Origin of the sequence: Pseudomonas putida (genome assembly GCF_030159595.1) — a bacterium.
Classification (GTDB): domain Bacteria; phylum Pseudomonadota; class Gammaproteobacteria; order Pseudomonadales; family Pseudomonadaceae; genus Aquipseudomonas; species Aquipseudomonas putida_AC.
This window is the reverse complement of record NZ_BSKJ01000012.1, coordinates 83130-107485: the sequence shown is the minus strand read 5'-3', so window position 1 is coordinate 107485 and position 24356 is coordinate 83130. Positions and strand designations below refer to the sequence as shown.

22 protein-coding genes and 1 riboswitch are annotated in these 24356 nt (G+C 62.3%); of the genes, 19 read left to right on the top strand and 3 right to left on the bottom strand.

The genetic code is table 11. The features are described from left to right. Positions 1 to 2: 2 nt before the first annotated feature. Positions 3 to 1976, bottom strand: coding sequence for a sigma-54-dependent Fis family transcriptional regulator (locus tag QQL85_RS23140; protein ID WP_284356758.1), 1974 nt, complete (start codon positions 1974 to 1976; stop codon positions 3 to 5). Between the two features lie 256 nt (positions 1977 to 2232). On the opposite strand from QQL85_RS23140, the gene exaC reads away from it, so the two are divergent. The 13 genes from exaC to QQL85_RS23075 all read left to right on the top strand — a co-directional run bounded on the left by exaC (position 2233) and on the right by QQL85_RS23075 (position 15410). Continuing rightward, positions 2233 to 3753: an acetaldehyde dehydrogenase ExaC gene (exaC, locus tag QQL85_RS23135; protein ID WP_284356759.1), complete on the top strand. Its 1521-nt coding sequence runs from the start codon at positions 2233 to 2235 to the stop codon at positions 3751 to 3753. A gap of 114 nt (positions 3754 to 3867) precedes the next feature. Further along, the gene (gene eat / locus QQL85_RS23130) at positions 3868 to 5316 is read left to right on the top strand and encodes an ethanolamine permease (protein ID WP_284356760.1); all 1449 of its coding nucleotides are present in this window, start codon (positions 3868 to 3870) and stop codon (positions 5314 to 5316) included. 46 nt (positions 5317 to 5362) lie between these two features. Next, complete coding sequence (locus QQL85_RS23125) at positions 5363 to 6757, top strand: ethanolamine ammonia-lyase subunit EutB (protein ID WP_284356761.1); 1395 nt, start codon at positions 5363 to 5365, stop codon at positions 6755 to 6757. Positions 6758 to 6765: 8 nt separating this feature from the next. Then, entirely contained in the window at positions 6766 to 7584 is an 819-nt protein-coding gene (gene eutC, locus QQL85_RS23120) for an ethanolamine ammonia-lyase subunit EutC (RefSeq protein WP_284356762.1), read from the top strand. Between the two features lie 108 nt (positions 7585 to 7692). Then, positions 7693 to 8151: a GNAT family N-acetyltransferase gene (locus QQL85_RS23115; protein ID WP_016484718.1), complete on the top strand. Its 459-nt coding sequence runs from the start codon at positions 7693 to 7695 to the stop codon at positions 8149 to 8151. Between the two features lie 248 nt (positions 8152 to 8399). Further along, positions 8400 to 9047: a DedA family protein gene (locus QQL85_RS23110; protein ID WP_019472362.1), complete on the top strand. Its 648-nt coding sequence runs from the start codon at positions 8400 to 8402 to the stop codon at positions 9045 to 9047. 9 nt (positions 9048 to 9056) lie between these two features. Further along, positions 9057 to 9872 carry a zinc-dependent peptidase gene (locus QQL85_RS23105; protein WP_284356763.1) on the top strand — a complete coding sequence of 272 codons (816 nt, stop codon included), beginning with the start codon at positions 9057 to 9059 and terminating at the stop codon, positions 9870 to 9872. Between the two features lie 93 nt (positions 9873 to 9965). After that, on the top strand, positions 9966 to 10493 hold the full coding sequence (ppa, locus tag QQL85_RS23100; protein WP_003255365.1) for an inorganic diphosphatase: 528 nt from the start codon (positions 9966 to 9968) through the stop codon (positions 10491 to 10493). A 187-nt stretch (positions 10494 to 10680) separates the two neighbouring features. Beyond that, positions 10681 to 11382 (top strand): LexA family transcriptional regulator, encoded by a 702-nt coding sequence (locus QQL85_RS23095; RefSeq protein WP_284356764.1) that lies wholly within the window; start codon positions 10681 to 10683, stop codon positions 11380 to 11382. Positions 11383 to 11786: 404 nt separating this feature from the next. Next, complete coding sequence (locus tag QQL85_RS23090) at positions 11787 to 13508, top strand: copper resistance system multicopper oxidase (protein WP_284356765.1); 1722 nt, start codon at positions 11787 to 11789, stop codon at positions 13506 to 13508. Positions 13509 to 13522: 14 nt separating this feature from the next. Further along, a complete protein-coding gene (locus QQL85_RS23085) occupies positions 13523 to 13816 on the top strand; it encodes a hypothetical protein (protein ID WP_284356766.1) in 294 nt (97 codons plus the stop codon). Further along, the gene (locus QQL85_RS23080; protein ID WP_284356767.1) at positions 13806 to 14747 is read left to right on the top strand and encodes a copper resistance protein B; all 942 of its coding nucleotides are present in this window, start codon (positions 13806 to 13808) and stop codon (positions 14745 to 14747) included. Before QQL85_RS23085 ends, QQL85_RS23080 begins: the two co-directional genes overlap by 11 nt. A 9-nt stretch (positions 14748 to 14756) precedes the next feature. Further along, entirely contained in the window at positions 14757 to 15410 is a 654-nt protein-coding gene (locus tag QQL85_RS23075; protein WP_284356768.1) for a c-type cytochrome, read from the top strand. Positions 15411 to 15578: 168 nt separating this feature from the next. On the opposite strand, the gene QQL85_RS23070 is transcribed toward QQL85_RS23075, so the two are convergent. Further along, on the bottom strand, positions 15579 to 17756 hold the full coding sequence (locus QQL85_RS23070) for a TonB-dependent siderophore receptor (protein ID WP_284356769.1): 2178 nt from the start codon (positions 17754 to 17756) through the stop codon (positions 15579 to 15581). Positions 17757 to 17937: 181 nt separating this feature from the next. On the opposite strand from QQL85_RS23070, the gene QQL85_RS23065 reads away from it, so the two are divergent. The 3 genes from QQL85_RS23065 (at position 17938) to QQL85_RS23055 (ending at position 20949) form a co-directional block, all read left to right on the top strand. After that, complete coding sequence (locus QQL85_RS23065) at positions 17938 to 18630, top strand: response regulator transcription factor (RefSeq protein WP_284356770.1); 693 nt, start codon at positions 17938 to 17940, stop codon at positions 18628 to 18630. After that, positions 18630 to 19976 (top strand): HAMP domain-containing sensor histidine kinase, encoded by a 1347-nt coding sequence (locus QQL85_RS23060; RefSeq protein ID WP_284356771.1) that lies wholly within the window; start codon positions 18630 to 18632, stop codon positions 19974 to 19976. The genes QQL85_RS23065 and QQL85_RS23060 overlap by 1 nt, the downstream gene beginning before the upstream one ends. 82 nt (positions 19977 to 20058) lie before the next feature. Beyond that, positions 20059 to 20949 carry an alpha/beta hydrolase gene (locus tag QQL85_RS23055; protein WP_284356772.1) on the top strand — a complete coding sequence of 297 codons (891 nt, stop codon included), beginning with the start codon at positions 20059 to 20061 and terminating at the stop codon, positions 20947 to 20949. 35 nt (positions 20950 to 20984) lie between these two features. Here the strand turns inward: QQL85_RS23055 and QQL85_RS23050 are convergent, their stop codons facing one another. Further along, entirely contained in the window at positions 20985 to 21971 is a 987-nt protein-coding gene (locus QQL85_RS23050; RefSeq protein ID WP_284356773.1) for a zeta toxin family protein, read from the bottom strand. A gap of 158 nt (positions 21972 to 22129) precedes the next feature. After that, a riboswitch (FMN riboswitch) is annotated at positions 22130 to 22271 on the top strand. A gap of 80 nt (positions 22272 to 22351) precedes the next feature. Here QQL85_RS23050 and ribB point away from each other — a divergent pair. The 3 genes from ribB to ispA all read left to right on the top strand — a co-directional run bounded on the left by ribB (position 22352) and on the right by ispA (position 24278). Then, positions 22352 to 23002 carry a 3,4-dihydroxy-2-butanone-4-phosphate synthase gene (gene ribB / locus QQL85_RS23045; RefSeq protein WP_284356774.1) on the top strand — a complete coding sequence of 217 codons (651 nt, stop codon included), beginning with the start codon at positions 22352 to 22354 and terminating at the stop codon, positions 23000 to 23002. A gap of 149 nt (positions 23003 to 23151) precedes the next feature. Continuing rightward, positions 23152 to 23394 (top strand): exodeoxyribonuclease VII small subunit, encoded by a 243-nt coding sequence (locus QQL85_RS23040; RefSeq protein ID WP_003255380.1) that lies wholly within the window; start codon positions 23152 to 23154, stop codon positions 23392 to 23394. Continuing rightward, complete coding sequence (ispA, locus tag QQL85_RS23035) at positions 23391 to 24278, top strand: (2E,6E)-farnesyl diphosphate synthase (RefSeq protein WP_284356775.1); 888 nt, start codon at positions 23391 to 23393, stop codon at positions 24276 to 24278. Before QQL85_RS23040 ends, ispA begins: the two co-directional genes overlap by 4 nt. The last annotated feature ends 78 nt before the right edge of the window (positions 24279 to 24356 follow it).

Sequence of the window (24356 nt, the reverse complement as noted above, 5' to 3'; positions counted from 1 at the left end):
GCTCAGCCAGCCCGGGTGATGCCGTGTTTGCGCAGTTTTCGATACAAGGTATTGCGGCTGATGCCCAGATGCTCGGCGACACGGGTCAGGTGCCAGTGTTTTGCCTCCAGAGTCGCCATCAGCGCTTGGCGCTCGGCATCCTCCAACACAACTGGCCCTATCGCCGGCAAGCCAGCGCCCACAGGGTTTGCACGTCCCTCAGGCCTGGTGCCGTACCTGTGGGAGCTGGCTTGCCGGCGATCGAGGGCGAAGCCCTCGCGAACGATAGCGGGAAGATCCGAGAACTCGATTCGGGCATCCTCGCAAAGTGCCACCAAGGTACGCAGCACGTTGCGCATCTGCCGCACGTTACCCGGCCAGGTAAAGTCCAGCAGCGCCTGACGCGCACTGGGCTCCAGCTCGACCCGTTGCCCCTGCGCCTCCTGACGCAGCAAAAAGTCCAGCAGCTGCGCCTTGTCACTGCGCTCACGCACCGCCGGCAATGCCACCTCCAGGCCATTCAGGCGGTAATACAGGTCCTCGCGAAAACTGCCCTGCTCCACCCGCTCCAGCAAGTCGCGGTGGGTAGCGCTGACGATGCGGACATCCACCGCTTGCGGCTCGCCACCGATGGGCACCACCTGGCGCTCCTCCAGTACCCGCAGCAGGCGGGTTTGCAAAGCCAGCGGCATGTCGCCGATCTCGTCCAGCAGCAGGGTGCCGCCGTCGGCCTGCAGCAGCTTGCCGCGCATGCCTTCTTTGCGTGCGCCGGTAAAACTGCCGCCTCGGTAACCGAACAACTCGCTCTCGATCAGGCTTTCCGGGATCGACGCACAGTTGATGGCGATGAACGGCTTGCCGCGTCGCCCACTGGCCTGGTGCACCGCCTGGGCAAACGCTTCTTTGCCACAACCGGTTTCACCACGCAGCAACAGCGGCACGTCACGCTCGAACACCCGCACACTACGGCGGAATTCGTTCTGCAAAGCCGGGTCGAGCAGGCAGACGGCCGGTTCCATCGGGTGCATGGGCAAGGGTTGGGCAACAGGCACCGACCACACTGGCGCACGGGCCTTGCCGCGCAGGCTGGCGAACACCTGGCGGCCGTCCAGCGTATGCAACGGCCAGACCGTGCTGCCAGCGGGCGTGGCACGACTGAACAGTTCATCGTGGCTGCAGGCAAAGAAGCGCTCCACGGTTTTACCCAGCACGCCGCCGCGCACACTGCCCAACAGGTTCAACGCGCTCTGATTGGCAGCGCAGATGTGCCCGTCACCGTCGAATGCCAGGAGGCCTTCGCTGAACAGGCCGACCGATTCGGCCTGCAGGTGGAAACGCAGCAGCCACTGGTGCTCGAAGTGGCGCAGGAAATAGCAGCTTTCAATCATCTTCGCCGACAGGTTGACCAGCGCCATGGTGTGGAACTGGCTTTGCCGGGAAACGTCTGGCCGGGCCGAGGAAACATCGAGCACCGCCAGCAACTCGCCATGCGGGTCGAACACCGGGCTGGCCGAGCAGGTCAGCCCGGTGTGGCGACCACGGAAGTGTTCGTTCTGATGGATGGTCAGCGCCTGGCGTTCGACCAGGCAGGTGCCGATGCCGTTGGTGCCCTCGCGCGCCTCACTCCAGTCGGCGCCCAGCCATAGCCCGGCGCGCTCGAAGCTGCGCCGTTCGGTGGCCGCGCTGACGCAATTGAGGATCACCCCGCGGGCGTCGGTCAGCAGTACCGCATGACCGGCCCCGGAAAGCTGCTGGTGCAGGCTGTTCATTTCAGGATCAGCAATTTGCAGCACCTGCCGCAGGCGCTCGCGGCTTTCCAGCAAACGCCCATGCTCAAGCACCACGGGCGCCTCGATCACCGAAGGGTCAAGGTGGTAGTCCTCCAGGCAGCGCAGCCAGGAGCGGGCGATGGACGGGTCACTGCCGCCCTCCCCGGCCCCACCATGGGCAACGGTATGGACTTGCTGGGCATGGCGACTGAAATGATTGCTCTGCATTTGTTGTAGTTCTCCGCAGATAGAGAGTCCCGCCAGCATCCTCCACCCGGGAAGGCTTTGCAATGCACCCTCCTGTGACGTGTCGCAAATGGCACAAAGTGTCACCCCCGCGCGTACCGGGGCTGGTACAGCGGCTGTTTACAGCACTTGAACAACTGATCCAAGTCATTGATTTACCTGGCGTGCAAAACGCTGGCCCAACCTTTGCTCTACGCTTCTCAACTCCTCAACAACCATAACAGCCAGGAGACACACCATGCGTTACGCACATCCCGGTACCGAGGGCGCGAAGGTTTCCTTCAAGAGCCGCTACGGCAACTACATCGGTGGCGAGTTCGTAGCTCCGGTCAAGGGGCAGTACTTCGAGAACACGTCCCCGGTGAATGGCAAACTGATCGCCGAATTCCCCCGCTCCACTGCCGAAGACATTGATAAAGCGCTCGACGCCGCCCACGCCGCTGCCGACGCCTGGGGCCGCACCTCGGTGCAGGACCGCTCCAATGTGCTGCTGAAGATCGCCGACCGCATCGAGCAGAACCTTGAACTGCTGGCCATTACCGAAACCTGGGACAACGGCAAGCCGGTCCGCGAAACTCTCAACGCCGACATTCCGCTGGCGGTTGACCACTTCCGCTACTTTGCTGGCTGCATCCGCGCCCAGGAAGGCGGCGCCGCCGAAATCAACGAAGGCACTGTGGCCTACCACATCCACGAACCGCTGGGCGTGGTCGGGCAGATCATCCCGTGGAACTTCCCGATCCTGATGGCTGCCTGGAAGCTGGCGCCAGCGCTGGCCGCCGGTAACTGCGTGGTGCTCAAGCCTGCCGAGCAGACGCCACTGGGTATTACCGTGCTGCTGGAAGTGATCGGCGACCTGCTGCCACCCGGCGTGCTCAACGTCGTGCAAGGCTTTGGCCGCGAGGCCGGTGAAGCCCTGGCCACCAGCAAGCGTATCGCCAAGATCGCCTTCACCGGTTCTACTCCGGTTGGCTCGCACATCATGAAGTGCGCTGCCGAGAACATCATCCCTTCCACCGTCGAGCTGGGCGGCAAGTCGCCGAACGTGTACTTCGAAGACATCATGCAAGCGGAGCCGAGCTTCATCGAGAAGGCGGCCGAAGGCATGGTGCTGGCGTTCTTCAACCAGGGCGAGGTGTGCACCTGCCCGTCGCGGGCACTGGTACAGGAGTCGATCTACCCGCAGTTCATGGAAGTGGTGATGAAGAAGGTGCTGCAGATCAAGCGCGGCGACCCGCTGGACACCGACACCATGGTTGGCGCCCAGGCATCGCAGCAACAGTTCGAGAAGATCCTCTCGTACCTGCAGATCGCCCAGGAAGAAGGCGCCGAGCTGCTGACCGGCGGCAAGGTCGAGAAACTGGAAGGTTCGCTGGCCACCGGTTACTACATCCAGCCGACCCTGCTCAAGGGCAACAACAAGATGCGCGTGTTCCAGGAAGAAATCTTCGGCCCGGTGGTCAGCGTCACCACCTTCAAGGACGAAGCCGAAGCCCTGGCAATTGCCAACGACACCGAGTTCGGCCTGGGTGCCGGCGTGTGGACCCGCGACATCAACCGTGCCTACCGCATGGGCCGTGGGATCAAGGCCGGTCGTGTGTGGACCAACTGCTACCACCTGTACCCGGCGCATGCGGCGTTTGGCGGGTACAAGAAGTCGGGGGTTGGGCGTGAGACGCACAAGATGATGCTTGATCACTATCAGCAGACCAAGAACCTGCTGGTGAGCTACGACATCAATCCGTTGGGCTTCTTCTAAGCCCGTCAAGCAGAGCGGTTCGCGTGCACGAACCGCTCTGGCTCGCTTCCTGCAGTACCCATCACCATCGGCCCGGAACCCTTCCGGCCACCAAGAAAAAGAACAGGTGAATCTATGCCAAGCGATCATTCCGCCGGCTCGCCGGCAGGCTCTTCTGTCGACTTCGAAAAAGTCGGCTCGGACTATTTCCAGCAACGTGAACTGAAAAAAGGCGCCGCCGGCTGGGTGCTGCTGGTCGGCCTGGGCGTTGCCTATGTCATCTCGGGTGACTACGCCGGCTGGAACTTCGGCCTGGCCCAGGGCGGCTGGGGCGGCATGTTCCTCGCCACCCTGCTGATGGCCACCATGTACCTGTGCATGTGCTTCTCGCTGGCCGAACTGTCGTCGATGATCCCCACCGCAGGCGGCGGCTACGGCTTCGCCCGCAGCGCCTTCGGGCCCTGGGGTGGCTTTCTGACCGGCACGGCGATCCTTATCGAATACGCCATCGCACCCGCCGCCATCGCCGTGTTCATCGGCGCCTATTGTGAGTCTCTGTTCGGCATCGGTGGCTGGGTGATCTACCTGGCGTTCTACATCGTCTTCATCGGCATCCATATCTTCGGCGTGGGTGAAGCGCTGAAGCTGATGTTCATCATCACCGCCATCGCTGCGATCGCCCTGGCCGTGTTCCTGGTGAGCATGGTGCCCCATTTTGATGCAGCCAACCTGTTCGACATCGCCAAAACGGACGCGGTGGGCGCCAGCAGCTTCCTGCCGTTCGGCTATGTCGGCGTGTGGGCGGCCATCCCGTATGCCATCTGGTTCTTCCTTGCCGTCGAGGGCGTCCCGCTGGCCGCCGAAGAAACCAAGAACCCCAAACGCGACCTGCCACGCGGCCTGATCGGTGCCATGCTGGTGCTGCTGGCCTTCGCCCTGCTGATCCTGGTGGTCGGCCCCGGCGGTGCAGGCTCCGAAGCACTGAAAGCGTCTGGTAACCCGCTGGTCGAGGCACTGTCCAAAGCCTACGGTGGCAGCACCTGGATGGGCGGCTTCGTCAACCTGGTCGGTCTGGCCGGGCTGATCGCCAGCTTCTTCTCGATCATCTACGCCTATTCCCGGCAGATCTTCGCTCTGTCCCGCGCCGGCTACCTGCCGCGCAAGCTGTCGGAAACCAATAAAAGCAAGGCGCCGGTACTGGCCCTGATCATCCCCGGCATCATCGGCTTTGCCCTGTCGCTGACCGGCCAGGGTGACCTGCTGATTCTGGTAGCCGTATTCGGCGCTACCCTGTCTTATGTGCTGATGATGGCCGCGCACATCACCCTGCGCATCCGCCGGCCGAAGATGGAGCGCCCATACCGCACCCCAGGTGGCATCTTTACCTCGGGCGTGGCGCTGGTGCTGGCCTGCATCGCCGTGGTGGCCGGCTTCCTGGTCGACCCACGGGTGGTGATTGGCGCCGCAGTGATCTATGCGGTACTAATTGCCTACTTTGCTTTCTACAGCCGCCACCACCTGGTTGCGGGCACACCGGAAGAGGAATTCGCCGCGATCCAGAAAGCCGAAGAGGCTCTGCACTGATTGCCGCCACCCGCCGCAGGGCAACCTGCGGCTCTGGAGATTCTGTATGGCAAGTTTCGTACACACGGTTGGCCACCTGGTCTACCGCTTCGACAGCCTCAAGGAAGTGATGGCCAAGGCCAGCCCGGCACGCTCCGGGGACTACCTGGCGGGCGTTGCGGCCAGCAACGATGGCGAGCGCGTCGCTGCGCAAATGGCGCTGGCCAATATTCCGCTGACGCACTTTCTCAACGAAGCACTGATCCCTTACGAAGATGACGAGGTCACCCGCCTTATCGTCGATACCCACGATGCCCAGGCGTTCGCACCGGTCAGCCACCTGACCGTGGGCGGCCTGCGCGACTGGCTGCTGAGCGAAGAGGCCAATGAAGACAGCCTGCGTGCCTTGGCGCCCGGGCTGACACCGGAAATGGCGGCAGCCGTTTCGAAGATCATGCGCGTGCAGGACCTGGTGCTGGTGGCGCAGAAAATCCGCGTAGTTACCCAATTCCGCGGCACCATGGGCCTGCGCGGGCGCCTGTCGACCCGGCTGCAGCCCAACCACCCGACCGACGAGCCGGCCGGTATCGCCGCCAGCATTCTCGATGGCCTGCTGTACGGCAACGGCGACGCCATGATCGGCATCAACCCGGCCACCGACAGCATCGCCTCGATCTGCGCCCTGCTGGAAATGCTCGACGCCATCATCCAGCGTTACGACATCCCCACCCAAGCCTGCGTGCTGACACACGTCACCACCTCGATCGAAGCGATCAACCGTGGTGTGCCGCTGGACCTGGTGTTCCAGTCCATCGCCGGTACCGAGGCGGCCAACGCCGGCTTCGGCATCAACCTGAACGTGCTGCAGGAAGGCTACGAGGCGGGTCTGTCGCTGAAACGCGGCACCCTCGGGCAAAACCTGATGTATTTCGAAACCGGCCAAGGCAGCGCACTGTCGGCCAACGCCCACCATGGCGTCGACCAGCAAACCTGCGAGACCCGCGCCTATGCCGTGGCTCGCCACTTCAAGCCGTTTCTGGTCAATACCGTGGTCGGATTCATCGGCCCGGAGTACTTGTACAACGGCAAGCAGATCATCCGCGCCGGCCTGGAAGACCACTTCTGCGGCAAGCTGCTGGGTGTGCCGATGGGCTGCGACATCTGCTACACCAACCACGCCGAAGCCGACCAGGACGACATGGACACCCTGCTGACCTTGCTGGGTGTGGCCGGGATCAACTTCATCATGGGCATCCCCGGCTCCGACGACATCATGCTCAACTACCAGACCACCTCGTTCCACGACGCGCTCTACGCGCGCCAGACCCTTGGCCTGAAGCCCGGGCCGGAATTCGAAGCGTGGCTGGCCCGCACCGGCATCTTCACCCAGGCCGATGGCCGGGTGCGCTTTGGTGACAACCTGCCGCCGGCCTTCCGCCAGGCCTTGGCACAGCTTGCATAGGGATGACCATGGACCATCACACGCCTACCCCCGATAACCCTTGGCTGGCCCTGCGCAACCTGACCCCGGCGCGTATCGCCCTGGGCCGCGCCGGTACCAGCCTGCCGACCGGCGCGCAGTTGGACTTCCAGTTCGCCCATGCCCAGGCCCGCGATGCCGTGCACCTGGCCTTCGACCACGCCGGCCTGGCGACCCAGATGAGTGACCGCGGGCGTGACAGCCTGGTGCTGCACAGTGCCGCCAGCGACCGCCACCAGTACCTGCAGCGCCCGGACCTGGGCCGGCGGCTGAACGAAGACTCGATTGCGACCCTGCGCCAGCACGCCCAGACCAACCCCGGCGGCGTCGACCTGGCCATCGTGGTCGCCGACGGCCTGTCGGCGCTGGCGGTTCATCGCCACACCCTGCCTTTTCTGAACCGTTTCGAGGAGCAAGCGGCCGCTGACGGCTGGACCAGCGCCCCTGTGGTGCTCGTGCAGCAGGGCCGCGTGGCAGTGGCTGACGAGGTCGGCGAATTGCTGGGCGCACGGATGACGGTGATGCTGATCGGCGAACGCCCAGGGCTCAGCTCGCCGGATAGCCTGGGCCTGTATTTCACCTACGCGCCGAAGGTCGGCCTGACCGATGCCTACCGCAACTGCATTTCCAACATCCGTCTGGAGGGCCTGAGCTATGGCATGGCGGCGCACCGCTTGCTGTACTTGATGCGCGAAGCCTGCAAACGCCAGCTTTCCGGGGTGAATTTGAAGGACGAAGCCGAGGTCCATAGCCTGGAAAGTGAAGACAGCGCCAACCAGAAAGGTAACTTCCTGCTCGGCAAAGGGTAAAAAACATGTCACGGAAGGCGGATTGCACTTGTGACGCGCATTGGGCAGCATGCCCTTGAACGCTGCAGGCATTCCGCTGTTTCCCTAAATGGACTCTGAGGGCCGCACATGCGCATCATCAAGGCAACCCTGGAACACCTCGACCTGCTCACGCCATTGTTCGTCAAATACCGTGAGTTCTATGGGCAGCTGCCCTACCCCGACAGCTCGCGCAGCTTTCTGGAAAAGCGCCTGAAACGGGATGAATCGGTGATTTACCTGGCGCTACCCGATGATGACGACAGCAAGCTGATGGGCTTCTGCCAGTTGTACCCCAGCTACTCGTCGCTGTCGCTGAAGCGGGTGTGGATACTCAACGACATCTATGTGGCCGAAGATTCGCGGCGCATGCTGGTGGCCGACCACCTGATGCGTGAGGCGAAGAAAATGGCCAAGGAGACCAACGCCGTGCGCATGCGGGTTTCGACCAGCGCGGACAATGAGGTAGCGCACAAGACTTACGAATCCATCGGGTTTCGTGAAGATACCGAGTTCAAGAGCTACATCCTGCCGATCAGCCAGGATTGACTGTACCGGCCTCTTCGCGGGTAAACCCGCTCCCACAGGTAAAGCGCTGCCTTCAAGGTTGGTGAGATCCCTGTGGGAGCGGGTTTACCCGCGAAGAGGCCGGTACAGGAATACCCCTGCCGTAACCCCCCGCTACAAACTCCCCGGGCATGTTCGCGACTTAGCCGTATAATGCCCCACCTGTCATGTGTGAAAATTTACCCATCCCCAGGTAACCGAGCCTACGCCCCAGAACACAGGTGCTGTACATGGATTTCAACCCGCTGGACCTTATCCTGCATCTCGATGCCTACCTCGATCTGCTGGTCACCAATTACGGTCCCTGGATCTACGCCATCCTGTTCACCGTCATTTTCTGTGAAACCGGGCTGGTGGTGATGCCCTTCCTGCCGGGCGATTCGCTGCTGTTCATCGCCGGTGCCGTAGCGGCGGGTGGCGGTATGGACCCTGTGTTACTGGCTGGCCTGCTGATGGCCGCCGCAATCCTGGGTGACAGCACCAACTATGTGATAGGGCGAACGGCCGGCGAGCGGTTGTTCAACAATCCGAACTCGAAGATCTTCCGCCGCGATTACTTGCAGCGCACCCACGAGTTCTATGAACGCCATGGCGGCAAGACCGTGACCCTGGCGCGTTTCCTGCCCATCCTGCGCACCTTCGCACCGTTTGTCGCCGGCATCGCGCACATGCATTACCCACGTTTCCTTGGTTTCAGTGTTGCCGGTTCGCTGCTGTGGGTCGGCGGCCTGGTTACCTTGGGCTACTTCTTCGGCAACGTGCCATTCATCAAGCAGCACCTGTCGCTGATGGTGGTGGGCATCATCGTGCTGTCGCTGGTGCCGATGATCCTCGGGCTGCTGCGTGGCCGCCTGGGCCGTGCGGCCAAGGCTCACTGATCGACACCTATGTGGTCGTTCAGCGCCTGGCGGCGCAAGCGCACCTTGGCGCGTTACCCGATAACACCGCAGCAATGGCAGGCCGTACGCGAACGCCTGCCAATGCTGGACGGCATCAGTGACGCCGAAGACCACTGGCTGCGCGAAGCCTGCATCCTGTTCCTGCTCGACAAGCACCTCACCTGCCTGCCCGGCGTCGAACTGGACGACGAGCAGCGCCTGTTGCTGGCCGCCCAGGCCCAGTTGCCGCTGCTGCACCTGGGTGAGCTGAACTGGTACCAGGGCTTCCACGAAATCATCCTGTACCCCGACGACTTCAAAAGCCCCCAGCGCCACCGCGATGCCAGTGGCGTAGAGCACGTCTGGGACGGTGAGCACAGCGGCGAAGCCTGGCAACAGGGGCCGATCATCCTGGCCTGGAACGGCGTGCTGGCCAGTGGCGGCTGGGAGGCCTACAACCTGGTCATCCATGAGCTGGCGCACAAGCTCGACATGCTCAACGGCGATGCCAACGGCCTGCCGCCGCTGCACAGCGGCATGCTGGTGGATGAGTGGGCAACGGCCATGCAGCAGGCCTACGACGACCTCAACCGCCAGCTGGACGCCAACCCCGACGCCGAAACCGCCATCGACCCCTACGCTGCGGAAAACCCGGCAGAGTTCTTTGCCGTCACCAGCGAATACTTCTTTAGTGCCCCCGACCTGCTGCAGCAGGCTTATCCATTGGTCTACCGCCAGTTGTCGCTGTTCTACCGGCAAGACCCGCTGGCGCGCCTGCGCCGCCTGCAGGCAGAACACCCTGAATACCGCGAAAGCCACGCCTGACGGGGCCGCACATCAGGCCAGGCGTGGCATGCCCCGGCAGAATGTGCCTATAATCGCCGCCACTTTTTTGGTCAAACACGGGGGCACTGCCCAATGAGCTACAGCAAGATTCCGGCGGGCAAAGACCTGCCGAACGACATCTACGTCGCCATCGAGATCCCGGCCAACCACGCGCCGATCAAATACGAGATCGACAAGGACAGCGACACCCTGTTCGTCGACCGTTTCATGGCTACCCCAATGTTCTACCCAGCCAACTACGGCTTCATCCCGAACACCCTGGCTGACGACGGTGACCCGCTGGACGTGCTGGTAGTTACCCCTTACCCGGTAGCGCCAGGCTCGGTTATCCGCGCCCGTCCGGTTGGCGTGCTGAACATGACCGACGACGGCGGCGGCGACGCCAAGGTCATCGCGGTTCCTCACGACAAGCTGTCGCAGCTGTACGTTGACGTGAAGGAATACACCGACCTGCCAGCCCTGCTGATCCAGCAGATCGAGCACTTCTTTGCCAACTACAAAGATCTCGAGAAGGGCAAGTGGGTCAAGATCGAAGGTTGGGAAGGCGCCGACGCCGCCCGTGCCGCGATCACCAAATCGGTTGCTGCCTACAAGGGCTGATACCGGTTGCAGGAAAAACCCCGCCTTGGCGGGGTTTTTTTATGCCTGAATGGGCGATGCACGGGTTGCTGGTAATAGATCCTACGCAGTCCTACATCAACCTCCTACAAACAACCTCTTTTCGTACAACCCCCGTCAACACCCGGTTCATATCCTTGCTGGCACCCCCGCCGCTACACTCATCGCCATGAACACTTCCGGTGACCGCCTCAAAGCCCTGCTCCACGAATGTGGCCTGACCCCTTCCGATTTTGCCGCCCAACGCAGCGTCACACCGCAGCACGTCAACAACTGGTTCAAACGTGGTGTGCCTTTGGCCCGGCTGGACGAACTGGCCGACTTGTTCTGTGTGCACCGCCGTTGGCTGCGCACCGGGGAAGGTCCCAAACATCCCAACCCGATCCTACGCAACGGCGCGCCCCGGCCGACGCCCGTCAACCCGCCTTCCCCGCTGTCGGTAGAGCATGGCCGGGTAGTGAAGGTACCTTATTACCACCTGCACCAAGGCCTGTTGTCGCCGGAGGCCAGCAAACACCTGCGCCTGCCGGCAAAAGCCTTGAGGGGGCTGGGTGTGCATGCTGCCAATGCGATCTGCCTGGCGATGCCGGCCAGCAACATGCTGCCACTGATTCCGCTGAATGCCAGCCTGGCCATCGACCTGGGCATGACCCGAGTGGTCGAGGGCGAAACCTATGCCCTGCTGCACAACGGCATGCTCAGGGTGAACAACCTCAGCCTTGGCCAGCACGGTACGCTGTACCTGCACAGCCATGACCGGCGCAACTACGCGGTCGAACGCTACACCCCCGCGCAACGCCAGGCGCAGGGCCTGGAAATTCTTGGCTGGGTGTTTCACTGGTCGCATTTCCGCCAACAGCGGCCTGGCTGAAACACCCTGTGCCATTTTTTGCTGGGCATCCTGCGCGTGCCCTTGTATGCTACGCGGCACATTCAGCCCCGACCGGCGCAAGCCGCGGTCCAGAGGGCTCTGGCGATATCCCACACGGGCATCTGCCACCTCTTTCAGGCCCTTGATGGCCACACAGTTAAGGCGATTGCGGCTTACCATAAATTAGTCGGAAGCGTCCCCGAGAAGCCGGCCACAAGCCGGCTTTTTAATGCCTCGCCGAAAGCCATCCCAAGCCCTCTGCCGCCTGCCTCCCTCCTTCAAGAAGCTGACGGAAAAGTAATGTCGAACTCAGTTTTCTGACAGCGGCAACTCGCTAGTTTGGTCGTGGGCTGCGACAACCAGCAGCCGGGATATCCGCACTCCACACGACTGGACGCAACGGCATGCAAAGCAAAACCACAAGACGCACCTTCGTCAAAGGCCTGGCCGCTACCGGACTGCTCGGCGGGTTGGGCATGTGGCGCACGCCGGTGTGGGCCTTGACCAGCCCTGGCCAGCCAAACGTGCTGACAGGCAGCGACTTTGACCTCTACATCGGTGAACTGCCGGTCAATATCACCGGCACAACGCGCACAGCGATGGCAATCAACGGCTCTTTACCTGGCCCAACGCTTCGCTGGCGCGAAGGCGATACCGTTACGCTTCGCGTGCGCAACCGTTTGAAGCAGGACACCTCCATCCACTGGCACGGCATCATCCTGCCGGCCAACATGGATGGTGTGCCTGGCCTGAGCTTCCATGGCATCGCCCCGGATGGCCTGTATGAATACAGGTTCAAGGTGAATCAGAACGGCACCTACTGGTACCACAGCCACTCAGGCCTCCAGGAACAGGTTGGGGTGTACGGCGCGCTGGTCATCGATGCGAAAGAACCCGAGCCGTTCACCTATGACCGGGATTATGTGGTGATGCTCAGCGACTGGACGGATGAAGACCCTGCCCGGGTGCTGTCCAAGCTCAAGAAACAGTCTGACTACTACAACTTCCACAAACGGACGGTGGGTGATTTCGTCAACGACGTGGGCGAAATGGGCTGGTCCGCTGCGGTGGCTGATCGCACGATGTGGGCCGAAATGAACATGAGCCCCACCGATCTCGCGGACGTGAGCGGATACACCTACACCTACCTCATGAACGGCCAGGCACCGGGCGGCAACTGGACGGGGCTTTTCAAGCCTGGCGAAAAAGTCCGCCTGCGCTTCATCAACGGCTCCGCCATGACGTATTTCGACGTGCGTATTCCCGGCCTGAAGATGACGGTGGTTGCGGCGGATGGGCAGTATGTGAAGCCGGTTTCGGTCGACGAGTTCCGTATCGCGGTTGCTGAAACCTACGATGTGATTGTCGAGCCCGAAGATGAGCAGGCATACACCCTCTTTGCTCAATCCATGGACCGCACCGGTTATGCCAGGGGCACCTTGGCTATCCGCGAAGGCTTGCAAGCGGCGGTTCCAGCTGTTGACCCACGCCCGCTGATTTCCATGAGTGACATGGGTATGGATCACAGCGGCATGGCGGGGATGGACCATAGCAGCATGGCCAGCATGGATCACGGCAGCATGGCCGGCATGAGTGGAGCCATGCAGCGCCATCCTGACTCAGAGACCAACAACCCCTTGGTCGACATGCAGACGATGAGCCCGATGCCGAAACTGAGCGACCCGGGTATCGGGCTGCGTAACAACGGCCGCCGTGTACTGACGTATGCGGACCTGCGCAGCACCTTCATTGATCCCGACGGCCGAGAACCTGGCCGCACCATCGAGTTGCACCTCACAGGCCACATGGAAAAGTTCGCCTGGTCGTTCGACGGGGTCAAGTTTTCCGATGCCGAGCCGCTGCGCCTCAAATACGGGGAGCGCCTGCGTATCACCTTGGTCAACGACACCATGATGACTCACCCCATCCACCTGCATGGCATGTGGAGCGACCTGGAGGATGAGGACGGCAACTTCAGGGTGCGCAAGCACACCATCGACATGCCGCCTGGCTCAAAACGAAGCTACCGCGTGACTGCGGATGCTTTGGGGCGTTGGGCCTATCACTGCCACCTGCTGTTCCACATGGAAATGGGCATGTTCCGTGAAGTCCGCGTGGACGAATGAACTGGAGATCCGAGATGAACAAACTTATGAAACGAAACGCGTTTTTCCTCTCTGCTGCGATGGCTGGCCTGCTGGCTGTTTATGCCCCGTCGTCGTGGGCCGGCGACAACCATGAGCAACACACCCAGAAGGCTGCAGATGCAGCAAAAGCCAAGGGCACTCAAGGCATGGACCACGGTTCCATGAAGGGCATGGATCACAGCGCCATGAAAGGCATGGACCATGGCTCGATGGAAGGCATGGACCACAGCAAGATGATGGAATCGCAGGGCAGCGACAACGCCAAGGCAGGGAAAGATGGCCAATAGCCCGGCGCGACCCTCGCTGCTGGCCCTGGCCGTTTCACTCGGCATGCTGGGTGCTGCACCCAGCTTCGCCGCTGGCGAAATGGACCATTCGGCGATGGGGCACGGCTCCATGTCGGGCATGGCCCCTAGCCAGATGGATCATGGCAGCATGCAGGGCATGGATCATGGAAGCATGGATCACTCGAAGATGAACCATGGTGCTGCCAGCCCTGCGACGACCAGCCGAACGCCGATTCCCGAATTGACGGATGCAGACCGGCAGGCGGCATTCCCCCCATTGGGCGGGCATCAGGTACACGACAGCGCGCTCAACAGCTTCTTCCTGCTGGACCAGCTTGAGTATCAGGATGCAGACGAAGGCAGCACCCTGGCCTGGGATGCTACCGGGTGGATTGGCGGCGATATCAACCGGCTGTGGATTCGCTCCGAAGGCGAACGCACCAACGGCGTCACCGAAGATGCCGAGTTGCAGTTGCTCTATGGTCGCGCTATCAGCCCTTGGTGGGATGTGGTTGCCGGGGTGCGCCAGGACTTCAAACCGGACTCCCCCCAGACATGGGCTGCGTTCGGCATTCAGGGCATGGCGCTTTACGGCTTTGAAGCCGAAGCCACCGCATTCATGGGTGAGAATGGTCAAACTGCCGCTCGTCTGGAAGGCGACTACGACATTCTCCTGACCAATCGCCTGATCCTGCAGCCCACCGCCGAAGCCAATTTCTATGGCAAGAACGACCCTGAGCGAGGCGTGGGTTCTGGCCTGGCCAATACCGAGGTCGGGCTGCGGCTACGGTATGAAATCGTTCGCCAGTTCGCACCCTACATAGGCATCACCTGGAGCCGCTCCTACGGCAAAACGGCTGATTTCGTCCGCGACGAGGGTGGTGATGTGGATGAAGCGCGTTTCGTTGCCGGCATTCGCATGTGGTTTTGAGAGCCCGACATGAAAAAAACAATTACAACGCTTGTTGCAGCAGGCGCCGTCGCTGGTGCGGGCGTATTGGGCGCAGCTTACTTTGGCCTGGTGAACGTCGGGGCTGATGATCCCCATTTCCCGGCCGTGCATGCCTTTCTGGCCATGGCCCGGGATCGGTCTATCGAGGTACGGGCCAGGGATATCGAGGTACCGGACCTCAAGAATGAAAACCTGATTCGCATCGGCGCCGGTAACTACAACGCCATGTGCGTTGGTTGCCATCTGGCCCCTGGCGTTGAAAAGACCGAGCTGAGCCAAGCGCTGTACCCGTCACCTCCTGACCTGAGCAAGCTCGGCGCCAGCGGTGATCCTGCTGTTGCGTTCTGGACCATCAAGCACGGCATCAAGGCTACGGGTATGCCAGCTTGGGGCAAGAGCATGGATGATTCGTATATCTGGGGCATGGTGGCTTTTCTGGACCAACTACCGCAGATGAATGCTCAGCAGTACCAGGCGATGGTCGCAAGCAGTGGCGGCCACCAGCATGGCGGTGGTGAAAGTGACATGCACAACCATGAAGGCCAGCATGGGCAAGACGAAGCCAGCAGTGATCACCACTCGAAGCCAGCTTCGAAGACGCATGTTCATCGTGATGGCAAGGCGCATAGTCATGAAGGCTGATTGCGTTTATCCACAAGCCGGCTTTTTTTGACAATCCTCACGCAGCCCTGCCCTAAATGTTTCATCCCCAACTCGGGCTCATTCATCAGATCGAGCGCCGCCCGCGCGGCGCTCGATTTCATAGACGCTGCAAAACCGTCGGCGTCCACCTATACGCCACAACACCAATCAAAAGTCATACCGCGCCCCAACCATCATGCTGCGCGACGGCCCGTAGAAGTTGAACGTCGAAGTCGACCCCACCCGCGACAGGTAATCCCGGTCGAACAGGTTGTTGACGTTGAAGGTGGCCGTCAGCTTCGAGGTCACCGGGTACGACAGCATCGCATCCACCGTGGCATAGCCCGGTGCATCGATGCGCACGCCGCCATTCTCGGAATAGAAGTTGCTCATCGCCGAAATGCCGCCACCAATGGCCAGGCCGTTCAGCGGGCCTTGGCTGATGGTGTACTTGCTCCACAGCGACGCCTGGTTGCGCGGCATGATGAAGAAGGTGGTTTCGGCATCGCCCTTGAGGGTTTCGGTTTCCATCCAGGTGTAGCCGGCCAGCAGCTCCCAGTTTGGCGTCAGCTTGCCGCTTACTTCCACTTCGGCACCTTTGACACGGGTTTTGCCGGAAGCGACCGAGAAGTTGGTGTCTACGCCGTCCTCGTCGTATTCGGTGGTGGCGCGGTTCTTGTCGGTCAGGCGGAACACCGAGAAGCGGGTGTTCAGGTCGCCACCGAAGTAGCTGCTCTTGAGGCCGAATTCGTACTGCTCGCCTTCACGCGGTTTCAGCACCCGGCCATTGCTGTCGGTGTCGGACTGCGGCTTGAACACCTGCGAGTAGCTGGCGTACAGGGCATGGTTCTCGGTCAGGTCGTAGACAACACCGGCATATGGAGTGAAGTGGCCATCCACGCGCTTGCTGTCGTTGGTGGTGGCACCGCTGCTCAGGGTGGTGGTGTAGAAATCACCGCGATACCAGCTGAAGCGGCCACCGGCGATCAGCGCCAGGCGCTCGATCGGGCGGAAGGTAACCTTGGAGTACAGGCCGTATTCCTCTTCCTGCATACCAGTCTCGGTGCTGTAGTTGGGCGACGGTTTGGCGAACTGCTTCGGCGAGTAGGTGTTGACGTTGATGGCGCCCAGGTTGGTGGTGCCGTTGAGGTATTCGGTGTCGTAGTTCTTGTAGTCAGTGCCGACCACGAATTCGCTGACCTGGCCGAGGGTTTCGAACGGCTGGCTGTAGCTGGCGTCCAGCGAGTAGGTGTCCTGGGTGAAGTCACGGGCGCTGGCGCGCTCGGAGTTGGCACCGGTGGTGGCGTTGGTCGCGGTGAAGGCGTACAGGTAGTTGGTGTCGCGGTGCGAACCGCGCGCCGCGACACGGCCATAGCCACCGTTGTCGAAGCGGTGGGTCAGCTCGGCGACTAGGTCGGTGGTCTTGCCGTCGAAGTAGTTCCAGTCGGCACCCAGGAAGCGGGAGTGGCTGAAGTCGGGTACTTCACCAGACAAAGTGGCCGGGTAGCCGTTGTGCGGGGTGATGTTCTTCACTTCGTGCATCAGGCCGAACGACAGTGTGGTGGCATCGTCGAGGTCGACATCCAGCGCGCCGTAGTAACTGTTGCTGGTGTTGGCGTTGTAATCGACTTCGCCGTTGGTGTCGTCACGCGATGCGATGAAGCGCCCGCGCACACGGCCGGCATCGTCCAGCGGCCCGCTCAGGTCGATTTCTTCGTGGTTGGTATCCCAGGTGCCATAGCTGCCTTCGATGTGGCCCTGGAACTCGGCGGTCGGGCGCTTGCGCACCATGTTGACGATACCGCCCAGCTCGCTGGTGCTGCTGAACAGGCCGGCCGGGCCGCGCATGATCTCGACACGGTCGAAGGCCGCCAGCGACGGCACGGTGCCGAAGATACTGGCCATGGGGGCCGGCAGGCCGTCGATGTTGAACTCGCTGTACTCGTAGCCACGGGCGTAGATCGACGAACGGCCGCTGTCGTTGGTCAGGGTGCGCAGGCCGGCGGTGTACTTGGCCAGGTCATCCAGGTGCACGAACTGACGGTCCTTGACGTAATCCTGGGTGTAGACGGTGATCGATTGCGGGATGTCCTTGAGCGCCGCTGGCGTCTTGGTGCCTACGGTCGCGGCATCGACACTGTAGCCACCGGTTGCTTCCGAGGGCAGCATGTCGTACAGGCGGTTGCCTTCGATGGTCAATGCCGGCAGGTCGAGCGAGCTGTCTTCGGCCGCCGCCTGGGTCGCTACCGTTTCAGCCAGTGCCGACAACGAAAACGGCGCCAGCAACCCCAGCACCAACAAACCCCGAACCGGTCGCGGATTCCCCACACGTTTGAAACCGTTCATGACACACCCTTCGCCTAAATGACAGTAATTCGCAAACGAAACAAGTTGCTTTTTGCGGACGATACCGGAGCGAAAACGGGGGTGCAGCATCATTAACCTTCTTAACACACCCAGGCGTTGCCCTCCCCTGCCAGCAATGGGATGATTCGTAACTGATAGAAGTTCTCATTCAAGGCTCACCGTGCCCACCTCACTTCTCCTCGTCGAAGACGACCCACGCCTGCGCCAGGACCTGGAGCGCCATTTCCTCAATCGTGGTTTCCAGGTGCATGCCTGCGCCAGCGGCACCCAGGCCCTGAGCGCCATACAGCACGCGCAGTTCGAACTGGTTCTGCTGGACATCATGCTGCCTGGCATCGACGGGCTCAGCCTGCTCGACGCGCTGCGCCGCCAGCAGGCGGTGCCGGTCATGCTGATGTCGGCGCTGGGGGCGGAGCAGGACCGCATCAGTGGTTTTACCCGGGGGGCGGACGACTACCTGCCCAAGCCCTTCAGCCTGGCGGAGCTGGACGCAAGGGTCGATGCCTTACTGCGGCGCGTGGCATTCGATCGCGGCACGGCGCTGCGGGCCGACGTCGGCGAAGTGATGCTGGACCACGACCGCCAGGACGTTATCCACAACGGCAACGCCGCTGGCCTTACCGCGTCCGAATTCCGCTTGCTGGTGACGTTACGGGCTCACCCCGGCGAAGCTTTGAGCAAGCCGTTTCTGTACCAGACCGTGCTGCACCGCGCCTATACCCGCCTGGACCGGGGCCTGGATGTGCATGTGTGCAACCTGCGCCGCAAACTGGCCGACATCAGTGCCCAGCACCTGCAGATCCAGGCCGTGCGTGGCCAGGGTTACATCCTGGTCGACACGGAACAGACCTGATGCGCCGCCACCCATTGCTGTGGAAGCTGGCCGTGCTGCAGGTCAGCTTCTGCCTGTTGCTGGTCTGGCTGATCTGGACCTGGGGCCTGTCGGTGGAACGCAGTACCTACTTTTTGTCTCAGGCCGACCAGGATTACCTGGCGCGTTATGCGCAACAAGCTGAAGACGCCTGGGACCAAGGCGGCGCAGCAGGCACCGAGGCCTGGCGCAGGCAACTGGAACAGGCCGAGGACACCTGGGTGGCGGTAATCGGGCCGCACCTGCAAAGCCTTGGCACCACGCCGCTAAGCACCGAGGAGGCCAGCCACCTGACCTTCATGCGCAAGCTCGACTGGCCGATGAGCCGGCGCCTGCAAGATGAACTGCCGTACGTCAGCATCGAATTCCCGCAACACCCCGAGCACGGCCGCCTGGTGCTGCAACTGCCCGAACGCCTGCTGCCCACCGGCCTTACGCCATGGACCCATGTGGTCACCCACGGCGTTGCCCCCGCACTGCTGGCCCTGCTACTGGGCCTGGCGTTGTACCGGCATTTGGTCGTGCCGCTGAACCGCCTGCGTGACCGCGCCGACGCCCTGCGGGCCGATGACCTGGACAGCCCCGCCCTGCCCTTGCAGGAACGCCGTGATGAGCTGGGTGAACTGGCACAGGCCTTCGAGCACATGGCCGGGCGCCTGCGCCAGAGCCTGGAGCAACAGCGCCTGCTGTTGCGCACGTTGTCTCACGAACTGCGCACGCCGCTTGCGCGGCTACGCATCGCCCATGACAGCGACTTGCCGCCGCCACAGTTGCGCGAGCGCCTGGACCGCGAAGTCGCCGACATGCAGAAGCTGCTGGAAGGCACACTGGACCTGGCCTGGATGGATACCGAACAGCCCAGCTTGCCGACCGAGCCCGTCTTGATGGTTTCCGTCTGGGAAGCCCTGTGTCAGGACGTCTGCTTCGAAAGCGGCTGGAACCCTGCGCGCCTGCCGTGTTCACTGGGTACCGACTGCCTGGTGCAAGCTCATCTGGACAGCCTGGCCCAGGCTTTGGAAAACCTGCTGCGCAATGCCATTCGCCACTCGCCACCCGAAGGCAGGGTCAGCCTGGACGGCTGGCGCGAAGGCGATGTTTGGCACCTGCGCCTGAGCGACCAAGGCCTTGGTGTGCCACACGCTGACCTCGAACGCATCTTCACGCCTTACCAGCGACTTGCCAACAGCGGCGCAGGCTTCGGCCTTGGTCTGGCCATCGCCCGCCGCGCCATCGAGCTGCAAGGCGGCCGATTGTGGGCCAGCAATGGCCACCCGGGACTGTGCCTGCATTTGACCTTGCCGGCCGCCCGGGACTGTTTAGAAAGTTAATGCGCTTTACGCTCAATCAGGACTGATTATCATCTGGGCGCTCCAGCCTTGCGCTCCTCGCAAGGCCCTGACGAGATGCCTGATGAGCAAGATGACCCTGACGCTGGCTTTGGCACTGGCCCTGGCGGCGCCTGTTGCCGTAGCGCAGCCCGAGCGAAACCAGAAGATGGACACCTCGCTGCTGCAGCGCCAGGACCTGGCCTACCGCTTCACCCAACTCGACCTGGACTCGGCCGACGGCCAACGCCATTACCGCTTGTGGGTCGGTAGGCCAAACCGCCCGGCGCCCGCATCGGGCTACCCGGTGCTGTGGATGCTCGATGGCAATGCCGCGATCGGGGCGCTGGATAGCCTGCAGCTGGACAAACTCGCTGCAGGCCAGGCGCCCTTGCTGGTGGCCGTGGGTTACCAGACCGAACAGCGCATCGAGCGGACTGGAAGAACCTATGACTACACCCCGTCGCTGCCCGGCCAGGCTGAGCAACGTGACCCGCTGACCGGCCAGCCCAGTGGTGGCGTGGATACGTTTCTTGACCTGCTGACCGAACGCATGCGGCCGATGGTGGCCGGGCTGGCCCCCATCGACTTGCAGCGACAGACGCTCTGGGGCCATTCCTATGGCGGGCTGGCCGTGCTGCATACGCTGTTTACCCGGCCCGGGGCGTTCAGTGACTATGCAGCGGCCAGCCCTTCACTGTGGTGGCATGACGGAGCGATCGTGAGGGAGGCGCAGGGGCTTGAGCAGCGCTTAGGCAACGACCCTGCGCGGCTGCTACTGATGCGGGGCAGCGAAGAACCTTCAAATCCTAGGGCGCAGGTAAAGGGCGATGTGGAGAGGCCTGCGCGAGAACTGGCAGCCGACCTGGCCAAGGTAAAAGGTCTTCAGGTGCGCTTCAAACGGTTCGAAGGGCTGGGCCATGGGCAAATGCTGGGGGCTTCCTTGAACACCGTGATCGAGCAGCTGGCCAGATAACGGGTTATCCGGCTCCGGCCTGCTGCTCCGTCGCATCAGGGATAGGTGTACTTGAGCATGTACTGGCTCAGTTCGCGGAAGGCATCCCTGGAGACCTGGGGTACCAGGTCCGTGCAACGTCCAAGGGTCTTGCAGCAGGCCATGACCATTTGCTGGCGTACCGGCTCATCAAGCATGCCGGCATGCACGACCTGGAAGAATTGAAGGTAGGCGCCAGTGCCGTTGCCTTCAGGGCTGCGCCGGATCTCAACAGGCGTGTCGTGATAGGGCGCCCGGAAGAAAGGCTGGCCGTCGTAATCAGCCCGCGGGGTTAACTCGCCATGGGCATCACACCTGCTGTGGCACAGCACCTTGCTCTGCTGGTCCGTTTCGAAGCCCCGTTCATAGAGCGTGACCTGCGAACCTGGCACCTGCATGCAGGCGCTTTCGAAAGCGTTCAGGATCTTCCGGGCATTGGCCTGGGAGGCCTGGATCTGCGACAACGCCACGAACCGCTCGATTTCGCCCTTGGCAACACTTTTAACGCCACGGTCGAGGGTTGCCCAGTGGCTGAACTCCACTTTGCAGGCAATCATGTGAATCTCGAAGCGGTAACCCGCCTCTACGGCCGCAGGCGGGAAACCGGCGAACGCTTCGTCGTCCAGTGCCGATTCCATGATGATGTTGTAGCGGTTGGCGAAGGCGTATTCGAAAACCTTGCCGCTCAGCGCCCTGATGAAGGTTTCGGTGTGCTCGTACACATGCAACACCCCGTGCTCGCTCATCTCGGCGTAGTGCGGGTGCAGTTTGCGGAACTCGGGCAGGTAGAGCCGCACATGTTTCTGGTAGCGCCCGGTGGGTAGCAACTGCTTCTCCAGCAGGTAAGTCTTGCCCGACCCTTGCGCACCCGCAACGATGAGCATTTTCGGGGTTGGGTCGCTTTCAGGCCCATCAGCCTCACGCGCCTTGTCGAACAACGCGTTGTCGAGCAGGGCAAAGGCATCATTCACGTCGTTGTCAGTGAACGGGTAAAGCGTGGCCATATCTGCAATCCTCAAGTGTCTGCCCCAAGCGGGCTGCCCGGCACTCTAGAAGTTGCGATGGCGTACCGTGTGGTAGATGGCTATGGCATCTCTGGCCAGTCCGCCAAAGGTCGTAGATGCGTGGGTTGCCATTGGGGTGGCTCTGTGCGTTATGCTTGGCGGGTCTTCAGGGCGGGGTGAAAGTCCCCACCGGCGGTAAATCGAAAGATGAGCCCGCGAGCGCCCCGGTCATGCCGGGGGTCAGCAGATCTGGTGCGACTCCAGAGCCGACGGTCATAGTCCGGATGAAAGAAGGCGTCAGGCAGGGGCCATCCGGGCGCCCCTGCGCGCGCATTTTGTTCGCCCCGAGACGTTCATCGATCATTCACGAGGAGCGTTTCATGTCCACCCTTCACCACCCGCAATTCCCCAATGTTTCCGCCGCCATCGCCGCCTTCCAGGCCGGGCGCCCTGTGCTGCTGCTTGACGATGACGACCGCGAGGACGAAGCGGACATCATTGCCGCCGCCGAGAACATTTCGCTGCAGACCATGGCCATGATGATTCGCGATTGCAGCGGCATCGTCTGCCTGTGCCTGGACGAAGCCACCGTCGATGCGCTGCAACTGGCGCCGATGGTGCAGCACAACCAGGCCCGCCACGGCACCGGTTTCACCGTCACCATCGAAGCGGCAGAAGGCATCACCACCGGCGTTTCCGCCCAGGACCGTATCACCACCATTGGCGCGGCGCTGCGCTCCAGCGCCGAACAGCGCCATATCGTCAGCCCGGGGCATGTGTTCCCGCTGCGTGCCCGCAATGGCGGGGTATTGACCCGCCGCGGGCACACCGAAGGCTCGGTGGACCTGGCGCGTCTGGCCGGCCTACGCCCGGCGGCGGTGCTGTGCGAGCTGATGAACCCCGATGGCAGCATGGCTCGCGGTGATCAGGTGGCGGTGTATGCGCGGCAGTACAATTTGCCGGTGCTGACCATCGAGGAACTGGCGCGTTACCAGGAGGCGATGCTGGCGTTGGAAGCCGAACCTGCCTGATCAATCGCACGGGGCTGCTTCGCAGCCCTTTCGCGACACAAGGCCGCACACAATGGTCCGGCATTAGCCTTCAGGCTCTCTGAAGTTTGCTCCCCCCGCCCCGCTCTGCTAGTGTCGCGCCGTTCTGATATGCCACCGAGACAGTCGCCATGGCCCGCAAAAAAGCCTCCCTCGATTTCGAGCAATCCCTCGCAGACCTGCAAGCATTGGTCGAGCGCCTGGAGAACGGCGAGTTGTCGCTGGAAGAGTCGCTGGCCGCCTTCGAGCAAGGCATCGCCCTGACCCGTGATTGCCAGGGTGCCCTGGCCCAGGCCGAACAGAAGGTGCAAATTCTGCTGGAACGGGACGGCGAGCTGGCTGCACAGCCCTTCGATGCGGAGCCAGAAGCATGATCGGCACCTACCAGGCCAACTGCCAGGCGCGGGTCGACGCCGCCCTTGAACCGCTATTCGTCGCCCCGACCAAAGAGCTGGAACGCCTATACGCCGCCATGCGCTACAGCGTGATGAACGGCGGCAAGCGCGTGCGCCCGTTGCTGGCCTATGCGGCCTGCGAAGCCCTGGGAGCCTCGGCCGAACAGGCCAACGGCGCGGCCTGCGCGGTCGAACTGATCCACGCTTACTCGCTGGTGCATGACGATCTGCCAGCCATGGACGATGACGACCTGCGTCGCGGCCAGCCAACCACCCACAAAGCGTTCGATGAAGCCTGCGCCATCCTTGCTGGCGACGGCCTGCAGAGCCTGGCGTTCAGCGCCCTGCTCGATTCAGGTCTGAGCCCGCAGGTCGACAGCATCCGCCTGGCCATGGTCCAGGCCCTGGCCAAGGCTGCCGGCCCGGCAGGCATGGTCGGTGGCCAGGCCATCGACCTCGGCTCGGTGGGCCTGAAGCTGGACCAGCGAGCGCTGGAGTTCATGCACCGGCACAAAACCGGCGCACTGATCGAAGCCAGCGTGCGCCTTGGCGCCCTTGCCAGTGCCCGTGCCGAACAGGTGCAGTTGGATGCCCTGCAGACTTATGCACAGGCCATCGGTCTGGCGTTCCAGGTACAGGATGACATCCTCGACGTGGAAAGCGACACCGCTACCCTGGGCAAGCGTCAGGGTGCTGACATAGCCCGTGACAAACCAACCTACCCGGCACTACTGGGGTTGGACGCGGCCAAGGCTTATGCAATCGAGCTGCGCGACCAGGCGCTGGCCGCACTGCAAGGTTTTGGTGAAACGGCCGAGCCGCTGCGGGCGTTGGCGCGCTACATCGTCGAACGCCGCAACTGATTTTTGGGGCCGCTGTGCGGCCCATCCGACACCCGTCTGAATGGGCAGCTTTTCCTACAATGGGGTAAACTGCCGCGT